The sequence below is a fragment of the Amycolatopsis sp. NPDC031561 genome (assembly GCF_055580625.1).
Genome location: NZ_JBVILA010000031.1, coordinates 12,371 through 26,206 on the forward strand (window position 1 = coordinate 12,371; position 13,836 = coordinate 26,206).

22 protein-coding genes and 1 pseudogene are annotated in these 13,836 nt (G+C 67.1%); 12 read left to right on the top strand and 11 right to left on the bottom strand.

What is annotated here, in order from left to right; genetic code table 11:
- Positions 1–13: 13 nt before the first annotated feature.
- The 4 genes from ACZ5IK_RS39195 (at position 14) to ACZ5IK_RS39210 (ending at position 1,393) form a co-directional block, all read left to right on the top strand.
- Complete coding sequence (locus ACZ5IK_RS39195) at positions 14–277, top strand: hypothetical protein (protein ID WP_465492304.1); 264 nt, start codon at positions 14–16, stop codon at positions 275–277.
- A complete protein-coding gene (locus ACZ5IK_RS39200; protein ID WP_465492305.1) occupies positions 274–432 on the top strand; it encodes a hypothetical protein in 159 nt (52 codons plus the stop codon). The genes ACZ5IK_RS39195 and ACZ5IK_RS39200 overlap by 4 nt, the downstream gene beginning before the upstream one ends.
- A 105-nt stretch (positions 433–537) precedes the next feature.
- Positions 538–918, top strand: a complete 381-nt coding sequence (locus ACZ5IK_RS39205; RefSeq protein ID WP_465492306.1) for a hypothetical protein — start codon at positions 538–540, stop codon at positions 916–918.
- Positions 919–997: 79 nt separating this feature from the next.
- On the top strand, positions 998–1,393 hold the full coding sequence (locus ACZ5IK_RS39210) for a hypothetical protein (protein WP_465492307.1): 396 nt from the start codon (positions 998–1,000) through the stop codon (positions 1,391–1,393).
- A 171-nt stretch (positions 1,394–1,564) separates the two neighbouring features.
- Here the strand turns inward: ACZ5IK_RS39210 and ACZ5IK_RS39215 are convergent, their stop codons facing one another.
- On the bottom strand, positions 1,565–1,897 hold the full coding sequence (locus tag ACZ5IK_RS39215) for a hypothetical protein (protein WP_465492308.1): 333 nt from the start codon (positions 1,895–1,897) through the stop codon (positions 1,565–1,567).
- 139 nt (positions 1,898–2,036) lie between these two features.
- Entirely contained in the window at positions 2,037–2,246 is a 210-nt protein-coding gene (locus ACZ5IK_RS39220; RefSeq protein WP_465492309.1) for a hypothetical protein, read from the bottom strand.
- Between the two features lie 436 nt (positions 2,247–2,682).
- Between ACZ5IK_RS39220 and ACZ5IK_RS39225 the strand changes: the two genes are divergently transcribed.
- On the top strand, positions 2,683–2,898 hold the full coding sequence (locus ACZ5IK_RS39225) for a hypothetical protein (RefSeq protein ID WP_465492310.1): 216 nt from the start codon (positions 2,683–2,685) through the stop codon (positions 2,896–2,898).
- Positions 2,895–3,626: an RNA polymerase sigma factor gene (locus tag ACZ5IK_RS39230; protein ID WP_465492311.1), complete on the top strand. Its 732-nt coding sequence runs from the start codon at positions 2,895–2,897 to the stop codon at positions 3,624–3,626. Before ACZ5IK_RS39225 ends, ACZ5IK_RS39230 begins: the two co-directional genes overlap by 4 nt.
- A 180-nt stretch (positions 3,627–3,806) precedes the next feature.
- On the opposite strand, the gene ACZ5IK_RS39235 is transcribed toward ACZ5IK_RS39230, so the two are convergent.
- From ACZ5IK_RS39235 to ACZ5IK_RS39265, 7 genes are all read right to left on the bottom strand, one after another.
- The gene (locus tag ACZ5IK_RS39235) at positions 3,807–4,271 is read right to left on the bottom strand and encodes a hypothetical protein (protein WP_465492312.1); all 465 of its coding nucleotides are present in this window, start codon (positions 4,269–4,271) and stop codon (positions 3,807–3,809) included.
- A 141-nt stretch (positions 4,272–4,412) separates the two neighbouring features.
- Positions 4,413–5,006 (bottom strand): hypothetical protein, encoded by a 594-nt coding sequence (locus tag ACZ5IK_RS39240; RefSeq protein WP_465492313.1) that lies wholly within the window; start codon positions 5,004–5,006, stop codon positions 4,413–4,415.
- A gap of 165 nt (positions 5,007–5,171) precedes the next feature.
- Positions 5,172–5,294 carry a hypothetical protein gene (locus ACZ5IK_RS39245; RefSeq protein ID WP_465492314.1) on the bottom strand — a complete coding sequence of 41 codons (123 nt, stop codon included), beginning with the start codon at positions 5,292–5,294 and terminating at the stop codon, positions 5,172–5,174.
- Between the two features lie 194 nt (positions 5,295–5,488).
- Positions 5,489–5,674, bottom strand: a complete 186-nt coding sequence (locus ACZ5IK_RS39250; protein ID WP_465492315.1) for a hypothetical protein — start codon at positions 5,672–5,674, stop codon at positions 5,489–5,491.
- Positions 5,675–5,775: 101 nt separating this feature from the next.
- Positions 5,776–6,138, bottom strand: a complete 363-nt coding sequence (locus ACZ5IK_RS39255) for a hypothetical protein (protein WP_465492316.1) — start codon at positions 6,136–6,138, stop codon at positions 5,776–5,778.
- Between the two features lie 106 nt (positions 6,139–6,244).
- A complete protein-coding gene (locus ACZ5IK_RS39260; protein ID WP_465492317.1) occupies positions 6,245–6,439 on the bottom strand; it encodes a hypothetical protein in 195 nt (64 codons plus the stop codon).
- Entirely contained in the window at positions 6,414–6,584 is a 171-nt protein-coding gene (locus tag ACZ5IK_RS39265) for a type II toxin-antitoxin system Phd/YefM family antitoxin (protein WP_465492318.1), read from the bottom strand. Before ACZ5IK_RS39265 ends, ACZ5IK_RS39260 begins: the two co-directional genes overlap by 26 nt.
- 170 nt (positions 6,585–6,754) lie before the next feature.
- Here ACZ5IK_RS39265 and ACZ5IK_RS39270 point away from each other — a divergent pair, with 170 nt between their 5' ends.
- The 4 genes and pseudogenes from ACZ5IK_RS39270 (at position 6,755) to ACZ5IK_RS39285 (ending at position 8,787) form a co-directional block, all read left to right on the top strand.
- Positions 6,755–6,952: a hypothetical protein gene (locus ACZ5IK_RS39270; protein WP_465492319.1), complete on the top strand. Its 198-nt coding sequence runs from the start codon at positions 6,755–6,757 to the stop codon at positions 6,950–6,952.
- A gap of 303 nt (positions 6,953–7,255) precedes the next feature.
- A pseudogene (locus ACZ5IK_RS39275) lies at positions 7,256–7,336 on the top strand (ParA family protein); the annotation flags it as partial.
- A gap of 39 nt (positions 7,337–7,375) precedes the next feature.
- Positions 7,376–7,924, top strand: a complete 549-nt coding sequence (locus ACZ5IK_RS39280) for a ParA family protein (protein ID WP_465492405.1) — start codon at positions 7,376–7,378, stop codon at positions 7,922–7,924.
- Entirely contained in the window at positions 7,924–8,787 is an 864-nt protein-coding gene (locus tag ACZ5IK_RS39285; protein ID WP_465492320.1) for a ParB/RepB/Spo0J family partition protein, read from the top strand. Before ACZ5IK_RS39280 ends, ACZ5IK_RS39285 begins: the two co-directional genes overlap by 1 nt.
- 1,136 nt (positions 8,788–9,923) lie before the next feature.
- On the opposite strand, the gene ACZ5IK_RS39290 is transcribed toward ACZ5IK_RS39285, so the two are convergent.
- Both ACZ5IK_RS39290 and ACZ5IK_RS39295 read right to left on the bottom strand, forming a co-directional pair.
- On the bottom strand, positions 9,924–11,573 hold the full coding sequence (locus ACZ5IK_RS39290; protein WP_465492321.1) for a hypothetical protein: 1,650 nt from the start codon (positions 11,571–11,573) through the stop codon (positions 9,924–9,926).
- Between the two features lie 524 nt (positions 11,574–12,097).
- The gene (locus ACZ5IK_RS39295; protein WP_465492322.1) at positions 12,098–12,331 is read right to left on the bottom strand and encodes a type II toxin-antitoxin system Phd/YefM family antitoxin; all 234 of its coding nucleotides are present in this window, start codon (positions 12,329–12,331) and stop codon (positions 12,098–12,100) included.
- Between the two features lie 314 nt (positions 12,332–12,645).
- On the opposite strand from ACZ5IK_RS39295, the gene ACZ5IK_RS39300 reads away from it, so the two are divergent.
- Together ACZ5IK_RS39300 and ACZ5IK_RS39305 are read left to right on the top strand one after the other, a co-directional pair.
- A complete protein-coding gene (locus ACZ5IK_RS39300) occupies positions 12,646–12,933 on the top strand; it encodes a hypothetical protein (protein ID WP_465492323.1) in 288 nt (95 codons plus the stop codon).
- An 8-nt stretch (positions 12,934–12,941) separates the two neighbouring features.
- Complete coding sequence (locus ACZ5IK_RS39305; RefSeq protein WP_465492324.1) at positions 12,942–13,319, top strand: PIN domain-containing protein; 378 nt, start codon at positions 12,942–12,944, stop codon at positions 13,317–13,319.
- Positions 13,320–13,836 lie beyond the last annotated feature (517 nt).

Below are 13,836 nucleotides of genomic sequence, written 5' to 3' on the forward strand. Positions count from 1 at the left end.
GCAGATCAGAGAGTTGGACGTCCTTGATGGCGCCGACGTCGCTAACTCGCCGCTCGGCCTCGGCGCGGGCCTCGGTGCGCACTTCTTCCAGCCGGGCCTTCGCCGCGCTGGCGTCCTGCTCTCGCCCGGCCCGTTCGGCTTTCAGCTCGGCCCGGACCGTGGCCAGGTCCTCGCGGGCCGCGCTCGTACGGGCGGTCTCCTCCTCGAGCTTCGTGCGGACGGTCTGGAGCTCGTCGCGGACGGCGACCAGGTCGTCGCGACGCGCAGGCCTCGATGATCGAGGAGTTCCTCGCCCAGCAGTTCCGCGAGCAGGCACGATCCTCGAAACGCCTGTGGTGGGCGTCGCTGGCATTGAGCTTCGTCGTCGGGTTCAGCGTCAACTGGACTAGCACGCTGGTCCTGGACTGGCTCGCGAAGATGTTCTCCGCCTGAACCCGTCGACGGCACTCGATCGGTAGCTCGGGCCGAGACATCCCGGCGCCGAAGAGTCTCTCGTGAACTCCGCGTCCTTCAAACTTCCCCCGGCTCGAAGTGGTCGTGCTCGTCGTTCTGGCCGTCGTGGTCGAGGTGGCGTCGAATCCGCTGACCGTGGCGGCCGTTCGCTGGGGCTTCGCGCCGCTGGGCACGTTCCAGGAGATCGTGGGCGGCATCCTGCTGCCGGTGGCCTTGCATGGCCTCGCGGTGGCGTGCGCGCTCCTGCGGCCCCAGGGCCAGGAGCGGCTGCGGCTCAACAGGCTGTTCATCGCGAGCGTTGTCCTGCTCGGTCTGTTCAGCGGGCTGGGCATGTGGAGTCACAGCGACGGCGACGTCCTGGCGATCGCGACCGCGGTGCTGGCCGCCGTCGGCGGCCCGTTCGCCGTCCGGGCCGCGGCGACCGCTCTGCGCACGCCGTCCTCCCCGGGCACCTCACGCACATGACCGGGGCCGGCAGGGCAGGGAACCCAGCCCTGCCGGAAGATCGGGTGATCTTGCCCGGATTCGTGCCTAACCTGGGGTGATGGCGAAAACATCGACAGCAGTGCAGACCCGGCAGATCGCCCGGGACAGGATCGCGGCGAAGCGGGCGGCCGCCCGGCAACGGGAACGGGCCGAGGAGAACTCGCTCACCACCTTCATGACTGCCCGAGACCGGCGGGACGAGGCCGAGGTGGCCATGGCGGCCGCGGCCGCCGAACTGGCCGAGCTGGGCAACAGCGTCAAGGACATCGCGGCGATGGCCGACGTGACCGAGACCGAAGTCCGCCGGCTGCGCAAACTCACCGAGGGTTTTCCGCCGACGGCGCCGTCGGCGGCGGATGAACCCCCGATCCCGCGACAGCAGCCTGGTGATCGTCCGCGGAGCGCGCCCGATGATGGGCAGAGCAAGCTCGTGTTCCCCACCGCCAGGTCTTGACTGGGCCTGGCCCGTGCCGCTGGTCGCGCACCTGAACGTCGTCGCTGTCCTGGATGCGATTGAGCCGGATCTCAGTGCATGGTGAGCCGGTACGACGAGCAGGGTTGATAGGCCTGTGGGCCGGATAGGCCTATCAACCCTGCTAGCTGCGTTGTCGTCGTACGAGGACGGCTACGTCTGGGGCAGGAAGGTCACGGCGAAGAAGTCGTCCACGCGTGCCTCTGACATGCCGCCGTCGAGCATGAGGAACTTGCGCAGCGACTTTCTCGACGACCTCTGCCGAGATATCCAAGATGGCGTCGGCGTCGCGAACGATGGCACCGAACAGGCCTGCTGCCCGAGGCGGCGATCCGGCCTCAGCGAGGCGGGCCGTGCTACGCCTCGCTGAGCGACTATGTGACAGCCATCGGAGAGACGCTCGCTGAGCTTGCGCCTGGTGGTGTCGGACTCGACATCCATCTCGCCCACGAGAGCCGAAAGCTGATCGGCAAGCAGTTGCTGCACGGGGCGGCGCTCGACGGTCCACGCATCGAGCGGGGTCTCGGTCGCGGCGGCATCCTATGGGTCGCGGGTCATGATCGGGATTGTGCCCGGCGGCCGCACTGCGAGCAGGGTTGATAGGCCTATGGCTTTGAGCGGCCTATCAGGCTTGATCTGTGCCGCAGGCCTGTTCCGTGTGGTTGGCGGGCCGTGTCGTGGTGGCGGCCTGGCCGAAGACGAGCTGGTCGTGCCGGCGGCACAGCAGCCGGACCTTGCGGCCCCGGCCGGGGAGTCGTTCACCGGCGATCGCGGTCAGCCCGCAGATCCAGCACCGGCCGCCTGCTGGCGCCGCGACACGCTCCACACCCGCCATTGCCGTGGCCTTTCGCTCTCCCCGTGGTCGGGGTGATCATCATGGTGCGGGCCAGTTCCCGCGAGACGGGTCAGCTGGACACAGTCAGATGGGGCTCTGCTTGACGCTTTGAGCAGCCTTGATAGGCCTATCGGGTTCGATATTTCTATCGGTCTTGCTATCTGGATGGTGATGGCGCCGGGGTGGCTACTGCGGCGTGGAAAGTGTCGCGGCGAAGAAAGTCGTCGACGCGTTCCATTGTCATGTCGCGCCCCGCGGCGACGTCGTGTGCACTCGCGCCGGCGGCGGTGAGCTGGTCGCCCGTAGGCCTGGGCGAGACGTCCGATCGGGTGATCCGGTGCGACTTGCCTTAAACGTTTCGGGACGGGAACACCACTCAACCAGTGACAAGGCCGTACGGATGGCGTGCGGTCGGTGATGCTGGAGGACGACGCCGATGATGCTGGAGATCGTGATGGTGGTGGGAGTCGCGGGCCGCTGCGTGCTGGAGCTGGCCAGGTCCGTCGCCTACCGCTGGCGGATTCGGGCTCGAGCCTCGTTGCTGACCGCGGTCGCGGCGCTGGCGGAAGGCGCTGAGGTCACCGAGAGCTCCGCTGATGGGAGCACGTGGAAGGTCTCGATCACCCACCGGCCCGACAGGGAGGCGGCATGAGCGACCCTGCCGAGGACACGCAGCCGTCGCCGGACAGGCTGGAGCCGGACGAAGCGTTCCGGCACTGGCGGGAACCTCTCCGTCGCTACGCGCTCGCTCTCGCCCTGAGCCGCGGGCTGCCGCAGTTTTACGACAGCGCCGAAGACGTCGTGCAGCAGGCCTTCGAAGCCGCACTCCGCACCGGCTGGGACACCCTCCACAAGCCTCGCGCCTGGCTCTACGCCGTGACCCACCACATGGTCATCAGCGGCATACACCAGTGGCACAAGGAACAGCGGTCGTCCTCTTCGACTGGCGAGGTGGTCTGGACGTCGCAGACGAGACTGCCCCCGACCGTGGTCGCCCACGCTGTTCTGGCGGCCACTGACGAGATCGCGGGCCTGCCCGTCAAGCAAGGCTCGGTGTTCTACCTTCGCGAGGTGCTCGGCTACAGCTACGCCGAGATCGCCGCAGAGATCGGCATCAGCGAGTCCACCGCGCGAGTCCACGCAAACCACGCCCGCGTGAGTCTGCGCGGGACCGTTCTCCAGCCGAGTGAGGCTTGGCTCTCGCACAGCGGCAGCGGCAGCGGCATCGCCGCTGGTCGAAACCTGCACATTAGAGAGCACCTTCACCGCGACAGGCGTAGAAGGGTCTTCGGCCTTCGGTGGCTTCTGTCGGCCCGGACCGTGGCGGCTTCTCTCCTCTTTCTCTCCTTGCTGGTCTTCCTGGTGTGGTGGCTGCTCTGACTCAACACGTGCTGCGCTACAGGCCGGCTCTGGGAAGCACGATGGCGATCCGGTAGCCCGCCTTCGCCAGGCAGATAGCGCTGAACAGGCCTGATAGGCTTAATAGAGATTTAGGACTGATAGCTCTATCAAGCCTGCTTCATCTGCCGGGCGTGCTACGCCGAAGGAAGCGATACGTGACTAGCGGCGAGGGAAAGAGATCTCCGGGTCGTCCGGGCCGGAGTAGCTCTCGCCTCGGTACTCCCGGCGCGGCACCGTCGGCATCCATGCCGGGCCGATGTCCTGGACGGGGGCCTGGGCTCGCGCCGCGGCGAGCAGTTCGTCCACGGGATCGCCGTAGCGGTCGCGCAGGTTCTCGGCGGGCTGGCCGGTCATGGTGGCGATCGCGGCCCAGCTCATCCCTTGTGCCTGGTCGCAGGCCAGGGACATCTCCATCACCCGCTCGACCCGTTCCAGCATCCGCTGGGCTTGCCCGGCACGGCTGAGACCGCCCTTGCTGAGCTTGCGTCTGGTGGTGTCGGACTCGACGTCCATCTCGCTCACGAGGGCCGAGAGCTGATCGGCGAGCAGCTGCTGCACTGGGCGGCGCTCGACCGTCCACGTCTCGAGCGGATCTCCGGACGCGGAAGGGGCCTCGTGGGTCATGGCCAGGATTGTGCCTGCCACGCGCTGATGGCGACGCCGGATGTTCATTCTCGACGCGGGGAAGATGACCGTGAGCTGGCTTGATAGACCTATTGTCCATATAGGTCTATCAAGCCTGTTGCCTGTGCGAGGGTGCGGGGGTCATTCTCGTCGGGGTGAGCGCAGGGTCAGCCAGGTGGTGGTCAGCGAGGCGATCACGCTGATCAGCCGGTGCGCAGCTTGGTCGCATTCCATCAGCGCGGTGCCTGGCCCGGATTCGTCCACCACGCCTGGCCGTCGCTGGACGGTGGCGTGGTCGAGGTAGCTGCTCTTGCCGATCCACTTGCAACGCAGGAACTTCTTCAACGGTTCGCGCCGGTCGATCAGGTAGTGCGTGGCCGCGTTGATCACGGTCCCGGCAAGCAGTCCCGGCAAGGGCAGCCGGAAACCCAGAACCCGGGTCACCGCCACGACCGCGGCGAGCTGCCCGGCCGTGTAGGTGGCGACGTGGTGGGCGGTGCTGACCTGGCCGAGTCTGGTCGCGGTCATCGTGGGCCAGCCGGCCCGGTCCGATCCGGCGGGCTCCTCACCGACCCTGACGCCGTCGGCATAGACCAGGTGGTCACCGTGGTGTCCTTTGGTCGACGCGGCACGGGGGTTCTGCAGGATCTGATCGCAGTACGGATGAACGTCGGAGAAGGTGGCCTGAACCGCCGCGAACAGGGCGAGCGCCTTCACCGCCCGCCGGCTGTTCACACGATCACCGCCCAACAGGCGACGGTGGATGTCGGGGTCATCGGGTGGGCGGAGGATGCCTTCATGAGCTTCTCCATGGGGTCTGAGCTGGATGGATAGGGGTGGCAGGCATGCGTGTTCTACGAGACGTGCGAGCCGCCGCACCTCTCGCCGTCACGGAAGGGATCAGGGCATCGCCTCGGCGGCCTCGAGGTCCAGTTCCCGGACGATCGCGAAGCCGATGGCCCCGGCCTGGTGGACGTCGCGCCGGTACCGGTCGAGCGTGGCCATGGAGCGACCGGCGGTCACCGGCTCGACGGTGTGGCGGAAGTGGTCGGACGCCGACGTCGACCCGTGGTGATCATGGAGTCGTCATAGGTTCCTCCTGCGGTATCTGCGAGACCTATCAAAGTGACCAGCCGGTTTGGCTTCTTCGGACTTTGAACTGGCCGGATAGTTCTGCGAGACATACGAGGGCTATCGCGGATGCGAGCTTTTCGGTGTCAGGTCGAGGAGCGGGACATCTGGGACTCGGCGATCTCGCGCGGCCGCCGGGCGCGGGCCTGTCGGTGGTCGCGGTGTGCGGTGGTGAGCACGAGGTCGGTGCCGGTCGCGGCCGCGCCGTACCGATTGTGGCGCCTGGCCTTGACGGCCAGGCGCCCCGTGGGCGGCCGCACTCGCCGCGGCATTCATACGGCCGCCGGAGCGCTGGACCCGGCCGCGATAGCTGATCATCGGCCAGCAGGCGGGGGAGTGAGGTTGGAACTCCGGGTGGATCGGCATGGCCGTCTCACCCGGCCTGGAGTCGTCGGCGGCCCGCCGAACGTCGTGTCCGGCGAGGCGAGGGCGCACTCTCACGCTTGATAGGCCTCGCATAGAAGAGATGTGTGAAAGGTGTCGCAGGGGAGAGAGCTGTCTCGGCCCCGGCGGGGGCGTGGAGGCGCTTGAGGACGGCGTCGACGAAGGCGGGCTGGGCGGCGGGGTGCCGGTGGCCGAGATTGCTGGCCATCCAGTCCCGGACCAGGAAGCAGGGCATCCCGCCGTCGTCGCGCCGGGCGATCTCGGCGACGAAGGGTTCGGCGTCGCCTGGCGGGCAGCGCAGGATCCCGGCCGCGTCGCGGACGAGCAGGGCGCGGGCCTCGTCGGGGGTCACCGGACGCCTCCGGCGTGGTCGGCCAGGGCGACGATGCGGTCGGCGAACCGCTGCAGGGCCTCGGCCGTGACGTCGAGGACCAGGGCGGCGCCGTAGAGGAGGACGCTCACCGGCGTGTCACCCCACCCAAGAGCGCGCCGAGCTCGTGCACGACGGCCTGGTCGCTCCAGGCGGCGTGGTCATGGTCGTGGGCCTCGGTCCGGGCGCGGGCGGCGGCGTGCCGGACGGCGGCCGCGGTGGCGGGATCGACGATGTCGGCGTGGGCCTCGAGGTGGTCACGCGTCGGTGGAGTCCTCCTCACCTTCGGACGGCTGGTAGGGGATGAGCCGGGCGACCGGCTTGTCGTCCCCGCCCCGGAGGATCACGTACTCCTCGCCACGCCACTGGACGTCGTCGAGCACGGAGGCCCATTGGTCGCGTGCGGCGCGGGACAGGATCTTCTTCATCACCCGATGGTCCCAGTGGTACCAGCGAAGCGACAAGCCGTCGCCGGAGTGAAAGTAGCCCTCACCTGCTGTGATACTTCTGCTAGATCAAGCAGTGTTCTCACTGCTGTGGGTGATGCTGGAACTGATGGTCTTCGCAGGTCTCATATCCGCGTTCTACGCTGCTGCTCATGGCTGGCAACGAACTCACCACGCGCTCCTGGTACCTACCCCAGGACGTCGCCGACGAACTGTCCTCCGCATGTGACGAGCTGTACTACGACCTGCGGGGTGTGGTGCCGAAGCACCGAATTCTCGCCGAGCTGATCCGCGAAGGGGTCAAGCACAAAGGCAAGGTCCGGACCCGGCTTACACCGCACGCAAAATAGCGTCAGAGTCCGCGGGAATAACTCGTGCGGCAGCGGTTGCAGGTGCTGCGGCCGATGTGGGCGGCACGAGAAGGCTCGTTGGGATTTACGGCCGTATACAGCTTGGGGTGGTGCTCGCTCTGCTTCCTGGAGTGGGATCACTGGATTTACGGCCGTATACACAGAGCACCCTGAACGGTTCGAGCACGAACACGCCAAGGTCTTCGCGGGCTCCCCGCTTTCCGGACCTCGAGCTGGCATGCTGTGCCCCGTCCGAAGTAGCCGCGCATCGCGCGGTGAAGCGCACGGAAGGAAATTTGGCTCATGCCAAGGGTTCATCTCGTCCTGTCGCAAAAAGGCGGCGTTGGCAAAACCACGATCGCGGTCAATCTCGCGGCGGTGGTCGCTCAGACTCTCGGTTCAGATCCCGCGGAACCGACCGTCATGGTCGCCAGTATCGACCCGCAGGCATCGGCGGTGTGGTGGGCTAGCCGCACCGATCTGGACACTCTGCCGTTCGACTTCGAGCAGGTCGATGACCGGCCTGATGACGTCGCCGCACTGAAGAACCGCGAGGAGTACGAGCACATCTTCATCGACGCGCCCGGCTCATTGGCCCGGCCGGCGGTCCTGGCGCGCGCGATGGACGCCAGCGACGACGTGGTCGTCCCGGTGATCCTCGAGCCGCTCTCCTACGGGCCGACCGAGCGCACGGTGCTGGACATGATCAAGCCGCGTGGGCTGCCCTACCGGATCGTGCGGAACCTGTGGGATCGCCGCGACGGCCGTACGGATCTGGACCTGACCACGAAGTGGCTCGACGCCCAGGGATTCCGCTACACGAACACAGTGATCCGCAAGTACAAGATGCATTCCACCGCTTCGGCCGAGGGGCGTGTCTGCACCCAGTACCCGTCGGGTCGTACGGCGTCCGAGGCGCAGAACGACTTCTTGCAGCTGGCGCTGGAGCTCGGGTACGGGGGGACGGTCTGATGGCGCGTCGGCGTGAAGTCGAGGGATCGGCCCTCGGCGATGCCAGCGAGGGGCCGAAGACGGTCCCGGTCGGCTCCCTGGCGCACAACCCCCGGAATCCGCGCGACGACTACAACGACGTCGGCGAGCTCGCGATGGGGATCAAGAGCGTCGGGATCATGACGCCGCTCGCGGTCACGCGGTATGAGGTGTACCTGACCCACTATCCCGAGCATGAGCACGAGATCGCCGGCTGCGACTGGGTCGTCCTCAACGGCAACCGGCGTCTCGCTGCGGCGAAGCTGCTCGACCTCGCCGAAGTTCCGGTCACCATCGCCGACCACCTCGGCCGGGACCGCAAGTTCGACGAAGGCGTCCTGATCGACAACATCCACCGCGAGAAGCTCCCGCTGCTGCGGGAGGCTCTGGCGTTGAAGGACCTTGCCGATCGTCACGGGAGTCAGAGTGTCGTTGCCGAACGCATCGGCAAGACCCCGGCTTACGTCAGTCAGCGGATCGGTTTGCTTCGGCTTGTCGATGAGCTCCAGACCGCGGTCCGCGAGAAGAAGGTGGCCTTCGAGGACGCGCGCACGCTCAGCGCGCTCCCCGCCGAGGAGCAGCTCCCGCGCTGGCAACGACTGCTGGAACTACGCGATAGCACCGGCGACGCCGACCTCGCTCGCCAGCAGCTCGCCGACGAGCAACGAGCTGGCGGCAAGGAACCCGCTGCTGACGACACCCCTGCAGCGGCGCCTCGTGGTCGGCCCCGGGCTCGGACGGTGAAGATCGGCGCACCGGACGAAATGGCCACCAAGCTGCGGGAATTCCTCAGCGAGGAGGACCTCACCGTGCTGGTGAAACTGCTCCAGCAGCCCGCCCCGTAGGACTGCGTGGATTTACGGCCGTATACAAGGTGGCGGCTACGTCGCCTCCACATGAAGGCCCTCGACGCGCGGCGTAGACCGCCCGCCGGGGGCCTTCTGCATGCCCTGACCTCCCCCGCGAGAGCGGGCTTCCCGACGAACAACGATTTACGACCGTATACAAGGTGGCGGCAACACGGACCTCTACCTGAACGACCTCTGCTCGCGACTCGGACTGCTGGCCGGGGTGCCGAAGACCTTGTTCAGGCGCCGGCCTCGGTGCGGGTGCGCGCCATTTCCGGCTAACGGCACCCGGGGCGATTTACGGCCGTATACATCTGGGCGGAACGGCGAGTCCGCGTAACCGCTGCACCCGGAACCTCGGCAGCAGGTCCGCGGAGCGGTTCAGCACGGAACATCCGCACGGTTCCGGAGCCTGGGCCACCCGGAACGAGACCCAAACCGGACCCGGAACGCCGCAGGTCAGACGACACGTTCCGGGTAGTCGGTTCCAGAACGTTTCCGGGCTGACGTTCCGGGTCTTACACCCCCGGTTCCGCCCGGCACCGACACCGCGTTCTGGTGGACGTTCCGAGGTTCAGAAGCTCTCCGTTCCGCCCGGAACGAACATCGAGTTCCGGAACCGCGGACACGTCTCGCACCGGAACGCTTCCGCGCATTTCCATGGTTCCGTTCCGGGTTCGAGCCGGGGTGACATCCCGCGCACGCCGGATGCATGAGGCACACCCGATGGGCTTCCGGATAGATGTCGAGTCGCTCGCCGATCCATCGAGAAGGCTGACGTGCGCCGCGGTGGAGAACCTCTTCGCCCGGTGCTCGCGCAGCGGTCCGGCGCGGGGCGGCCTCCCCCGTCATCGTCGCGCAGGGACGTAGGTCACGCTCTGCATCTCAAGGACACGCCGCCGCCGGGGTTTCGCGCCCTTTCGCCGCAGGTTTCGCTATCCTTGGTCTCGCGCGCGTACGCGTCGCGCGTTGCGCTTAGGCCCGTCCAGGCATGGAACGCTCGGCCGCGAAACCTTTCGAGCCTCACCGGGGTCACACTCTGCAACCTCGCCCCAGGTAGCCCAGTTCGATCATGCTCCCTTGGAGAATTGTTCCCCGCCCTGCTGTATAAAGTGTTATACAGCAGGGCGGGGTCACCATCCTCCGGTTACCGAATCATGGTTGCAGCGGGCCACGACGTCCTGGTCCTCGTCCAGGACGACCCAGCCCACCTCGTCGCACAGGTCGCACTCGCCGATGCGCTGGCGCTTCATGCGCGCCTCCACGTCGACCCGATGTTGAGCGGCCTGCCGATTCTCGGCGTCGAGCTCGTCGAGCTTGTCCTGCAGGGCTTCCCGCTGATCGGGAGACAGTCCTTGTGACAAGTCCTTCAGCCGGTGCTGGACGTAGCGAGTCGGCGAGTGCACGAAGGGCGGCACGCCCTGGCCGTGAATCCGCCGGAGGATCGACGACACCGACCACGCTGCGGACAGCCATGGGCGGATGAGTGCTTCGAGACTGCGGAGCGGAATCTCCGCCAGAGCGGGATCAAGCAGCCCACGGAGTTCCTGAGTTTGCCGCTGAGTCGCCGAACGCGGCTCCGGAAGGGTCGCGCGCTCTCGGCGGCGTTTTCGGCTCGCAGGAGCGATCTGAGGGCCAGATCCGAACAGGCTCGTCCAAGAGCCCGGCGAAGCCGGTCGTTTGTCCACATCTGTCACGGTAAGGAACTGATCATGGGTAAAGAGCCCTAGAGGTGGGTGGACATTTTCGGTTCCACGAAGGAGGCCCACCACGTTTACGCTGGTCAGCGGGTTTCCGGAGCTGTGCTGCTCGTAGGCGATGAGTTCGTGGGCGGTGACCCAGGCGAGGGTGCCGTCCGTGCCGACTGCGATCGCGCCCCTGCCGAGCTCGAGTGCGTTCCGGACATCGAGGTACTGGTCCCGGTTAGCGTCGAGGATCCGCAGCCCCAGGCACCGCTGCTCGCGCTGGGCGCGTTCGATCGCGGCCCGCTCGGCCAGGACCTCGGCCGGGACCGGCACCCGCAGCTCGTAGACGGGCGCGACGAACACGAAGCCGGCCTTCTCGTCCGGCGCCGGCACTTCCGGGGCCGGGTGTCGCATCCCGGCGATCAGGACGGCCTCGTGGCGGGGCAGCCCGGACGCGACCAGCTTCAGCTCGGCGCGGGCCCTGGCCATCGCTGCGGCTTCGGACCGTTCCGCGGCCTCCAGCTGTTCCTGCTCGGCCGTCCGCGCGGCCGCACGCTCCTCCGCGGTCGGGTTCTCCGGCAGGGTCATCCGCGGCAGTTTCAGTCCCGGCACAACTTCGTGCATCAGCTCCTGCTGCTGGTACCAGTGCACCGACCGCTGGACCGTCTTCGAGGACTTCCCGATCGCTTCCCCGACCGCCTCGTGAGTCATCCAGACCAGCGGCCGCCCCGTCCGGTCCCGGTCCCGGTCCCACGCGTACACCTCGGCGACCGAGAAGCACGTCCGGCGCGACCGGTCCTGGTGGAAGTCGATCGAGCACGCGATCCGGGTCAGGACCTCGTCCAGCCACAGTTGCCTCGACTCCGCCGCCTGCGTCCCCTCCGGCGGCCGCCGCGGCTTCAGGTTCAGCGCGAGCTCCACCCTCACCGGCCGCGGCACCCACCGCAGCAGCGCCCACCCGACCCCCGACTCGATCAGGAACTGGTCGACCGGATGGAGATCGTCCCACCGCAGGCCATCGTCGACCTGCCGCAGCTCCTCCACCGGCGACCGCGCGGGGAACGGATCCGGCACCTCACCGGCCACCACTGCGGCCAAACCCTCCGCACCACCGCAGCTGAGCCAGCACAGATCGCACGCCACCGGACGCGGGAACGACTCCACCAACGTCGGCCGCTGACGGCCAGGACGACCGCATTTAAGGCACTGACCAGCGGAAACAGCCAGCTGAAACAACTGCTGGACACTGTCCGCAGGGAACAGTTCCTCTTGTGTGGCCGATACGACACGCACATTTACCTGCGAAATTGCAGGCATAGGGGTACCGGCCGGGCTGCCATTTGGTATGGTCACTCCCGAACAAGCACTGCACTCCCAGAGCGCAGCAAAATGGCCAACAAGACGAACGTCCTGTTGGTGGCTCACCGGACGCCAATCCGGCGAGGTTCGAGACAGCGGCCGCCAAACCGCTTCTCGTGTGAAGTTGTTGGTTGAGCGAATAGATGGATCTACGGGGTAAAACTCAAAATTGAGCGGACTGCCGATTCCGCTCCCCTCGGGCGCCAACCCGAGGGTTCAAGGCCTTAACGCCCAGGGAGCGCCAACTCCCTAGGGCGTTTGTTCTATGCGGCGGGCACCTCCCGCTGCTGCTCGAGCTGACGGACCTGACGCCGCAACCGCGCGACCTCGGCCCGCAGACGAGCCAGCTCCGCACGCTCCTGCTCGACCCGAGCAGGAGGGATCACGCGCGCGAGCGGCTTCGCGTGGAAGGTGACTTCCAGTTCCTCGCCCTTGAGCATCGACTCACGGAGCAAGGCAACCTTCGCCCTGAGCTGATGCGCAGTCACGGTGGTCATCTGGGGCTCCTGAGACATCTGAGACAAGTTGCGGGGGTAACCCTAGCGTCACAATGCGCGCATTCCCACGCCCCCGGTCAGTACGGCGTGTCGCCGGACTGACAAAGTTTCCGCAGGTAGACCCTCAAAACGCCATTGGCACACCGCCAATGGCTCGTTCGGCGATCGACCCCGCACCGTGTTCGCCCGGCGAGCGCGTCCTCCCTCCTTTCGACACCGTGATGCCGCTCCCCGCCGCCCCCGGCAGGCCGGCCTGGTCGCCGCTGGCATCCGAATGCGCTCGGATCCCGACCGGCCGGGTATACGATAAGTAGATGACCTCGGATACCGCGATGACCACAGTGAAGGTGACGACAGAAGCTCGTGACCGGCTGGCTCTGCTCGCGGCCGAGAAGGGACAGTCCATCGGCGCCTTCATCTCCGGCGTCGCGGACCGCCTCCCGACCGCCGCCGAGCTCGACGCCCGGGACGAACGCACCCGCGAGAGCCTTCGTCAGCTCGGAATCGAGCTGGCTCCCAGCGACCGCGCTGAAGGTGAAGCGCTCTGGGCGGCGCTGGACGCAGGAGATGACGAAGCCCTCGTACGGGCCGCTGGCGCGTGAGGTCCTTCGTGCTGGACACCGCGGCGCTGAACGCCCTCGGTACCGGCAACCCAGTGCTGGCGAAGCTGCTCTACGGCTCGCCTCGAGACGTCGACGACGTCGTCCTGGCCCTCTACCGAGGCCCTCGACTCCTGGTCCCGGCGATGGCCCTGCTGCACGCGGGGCGCCAACGGACGGGCCTGACCCGGCACGTGTCCGTGCTAGAAACCTTGCACGTCGTCCCGCTGGACGCCCCGGCCGTCACCGCGCTGTGCGAATCGCTGGCCGACCTGGCGCCGGACCTCGGCCACGTCGTGCACACCGCGGCGACGCACGACGCCTCGGTGATCACGCCGAACCCGGAGTCGTACCCGGAGTCGGTTCGCGTCGTCCGCCTGCCGGTCTAATGCCTCTCCCGCTTCTGCCGAAGAGAACCGTTCCAACCGATCGGCACCTGGCAACTGATCGTGGCACTGGTCTTGGCCAGCGAGTTCGCCGGTGACCTCCCGGGGAACGGCCTTGCCGGGACAGATGGTCGAGGCCGGCGACGTCCGCTTCGGCCCCGTCGCGGACCGGTCTGCTGACAGTGGCTGCTGCGCGGACTCGAATTCCACGACTGTGGGATCAAGGCCCTGCAGCCGTGGGACGCGCTATCGACATGCAGAGAGCGCTTCACGCCTTTGTTAGGCCAAACGAGTTGCTTATGACTTGGCAATGACACCTATTCAGAGTGATTTTGGGGCGTAGCACTTGGTCACCGGCCGGTAACAGATAGGTTGGCTCGACGGCCGGAGAGCGACGGAAGCCAGTAGGGAGTTTCCGCCGCTCGCGCCAAGCCCGGGGAGTGGGCTCCGGCCTTCCTGCTCGTGTGCGCGAACGAGCTCATTCCACAGAAAGGCAGAGCTACATCACAGCAATAGGGAA

Bases quoted from the DNA above. Each gene is read 5' to 3' on its own strand.
- ACZ5IK_RS39220 (WP_465492309.1), bottom strand. From the start codon at position 2,246: ATGGCGGGTGTGGAGCGTGTCGCGGCGCCAGCAGGCGGCCGGTGCTGG.
- ACZ5IK_RS39235 (WP_465492312.1), bottom strand. From the start codon at position 4,271: ATGACCCACGAGGCCCCTTCCGCGTCCGGAGATCCGCTCGAGACGTGG.
- ACZ5IK_RS39285 (WP_465492320.1), top strand. From the start codon at position 7,924: ATGGCGCGTCGGCGTGAAGTCGAGGGATCGGCCCTCGGCGATGCCAGC.
- ACZ5IK_RS39200 (WP_465492305.1), top strand. From the start codon at position 274: ATGATCGAGGAGTTCCTCGCCCAGCAGTTCCGCGAGCAGGCACGATCC.
- ACZ5IK_RS39250 (WP_465492315.1), bottom strand. From the start codon at position 5,674: ATGCCGCGGCGAGTGCGGCCGCCCACGGGGCGCCTGGCCGTCAAGGCC.
- ACZ5IK_RS39265 (WP_465492318.1), bottom strand. From the start codon at position 6,584: ATGAAGAAGATCCTGTCCCGCGCCGCACGCGACCAATGGGCCTCCGTG.
- ACZ5IK_RS39230 (WP_465492311.1), top strand. From the start codon at position 2,895: ATGAGCGACCCTGCCGAGGACACGCAGCCGTCGCCGGACAGGCTGGAG.
- ACZ5IK_RS39280 (WP_465492405.1), top strand. From the start codon at position 7,376: ATGGTCGCCAGTATCGACCCGCAGGCATCGGCGGTGTGGTGGGCTAGC.
- ACZ5IK_RS39295 (WP_465492322.1), bottom strand. From the start codon at position 12,331: ATGACCACCGTGACTGCGCATCAGCTCAGGGCGAAGGTTGCCTTGCTC.
- ACZ5IK_RS39300 (WP_465492323.1), top strand. From the start codon at position 12,646: ATGACCTCGGATACCGCGATGACCACAGTGAAGGTGACGACAGAAGCT.
- ACZ5IK_RS39270 (WP_465492319.1), top strand. From the start codon at position 6,755: ATGGCTGGCAACGAACTCACCACGCGCTCCTGGTACCTACCCCAGGAC.
- ACZ5IK_RS39210 (WP_465492307.1), top strand. From the start codon at position 998: ATGGCGAAAACATCGACAGCAGTGCAGACCCGGCAGATCGCCCGGGAC.
- ACZ5IK_RS39225 (WP_465492310.1), top strand. From the start codon at position 2,683: ATGATGCTGGAGATCGTGATGGTGGTGGGAGTCGCGGGCCGCTGCGTG.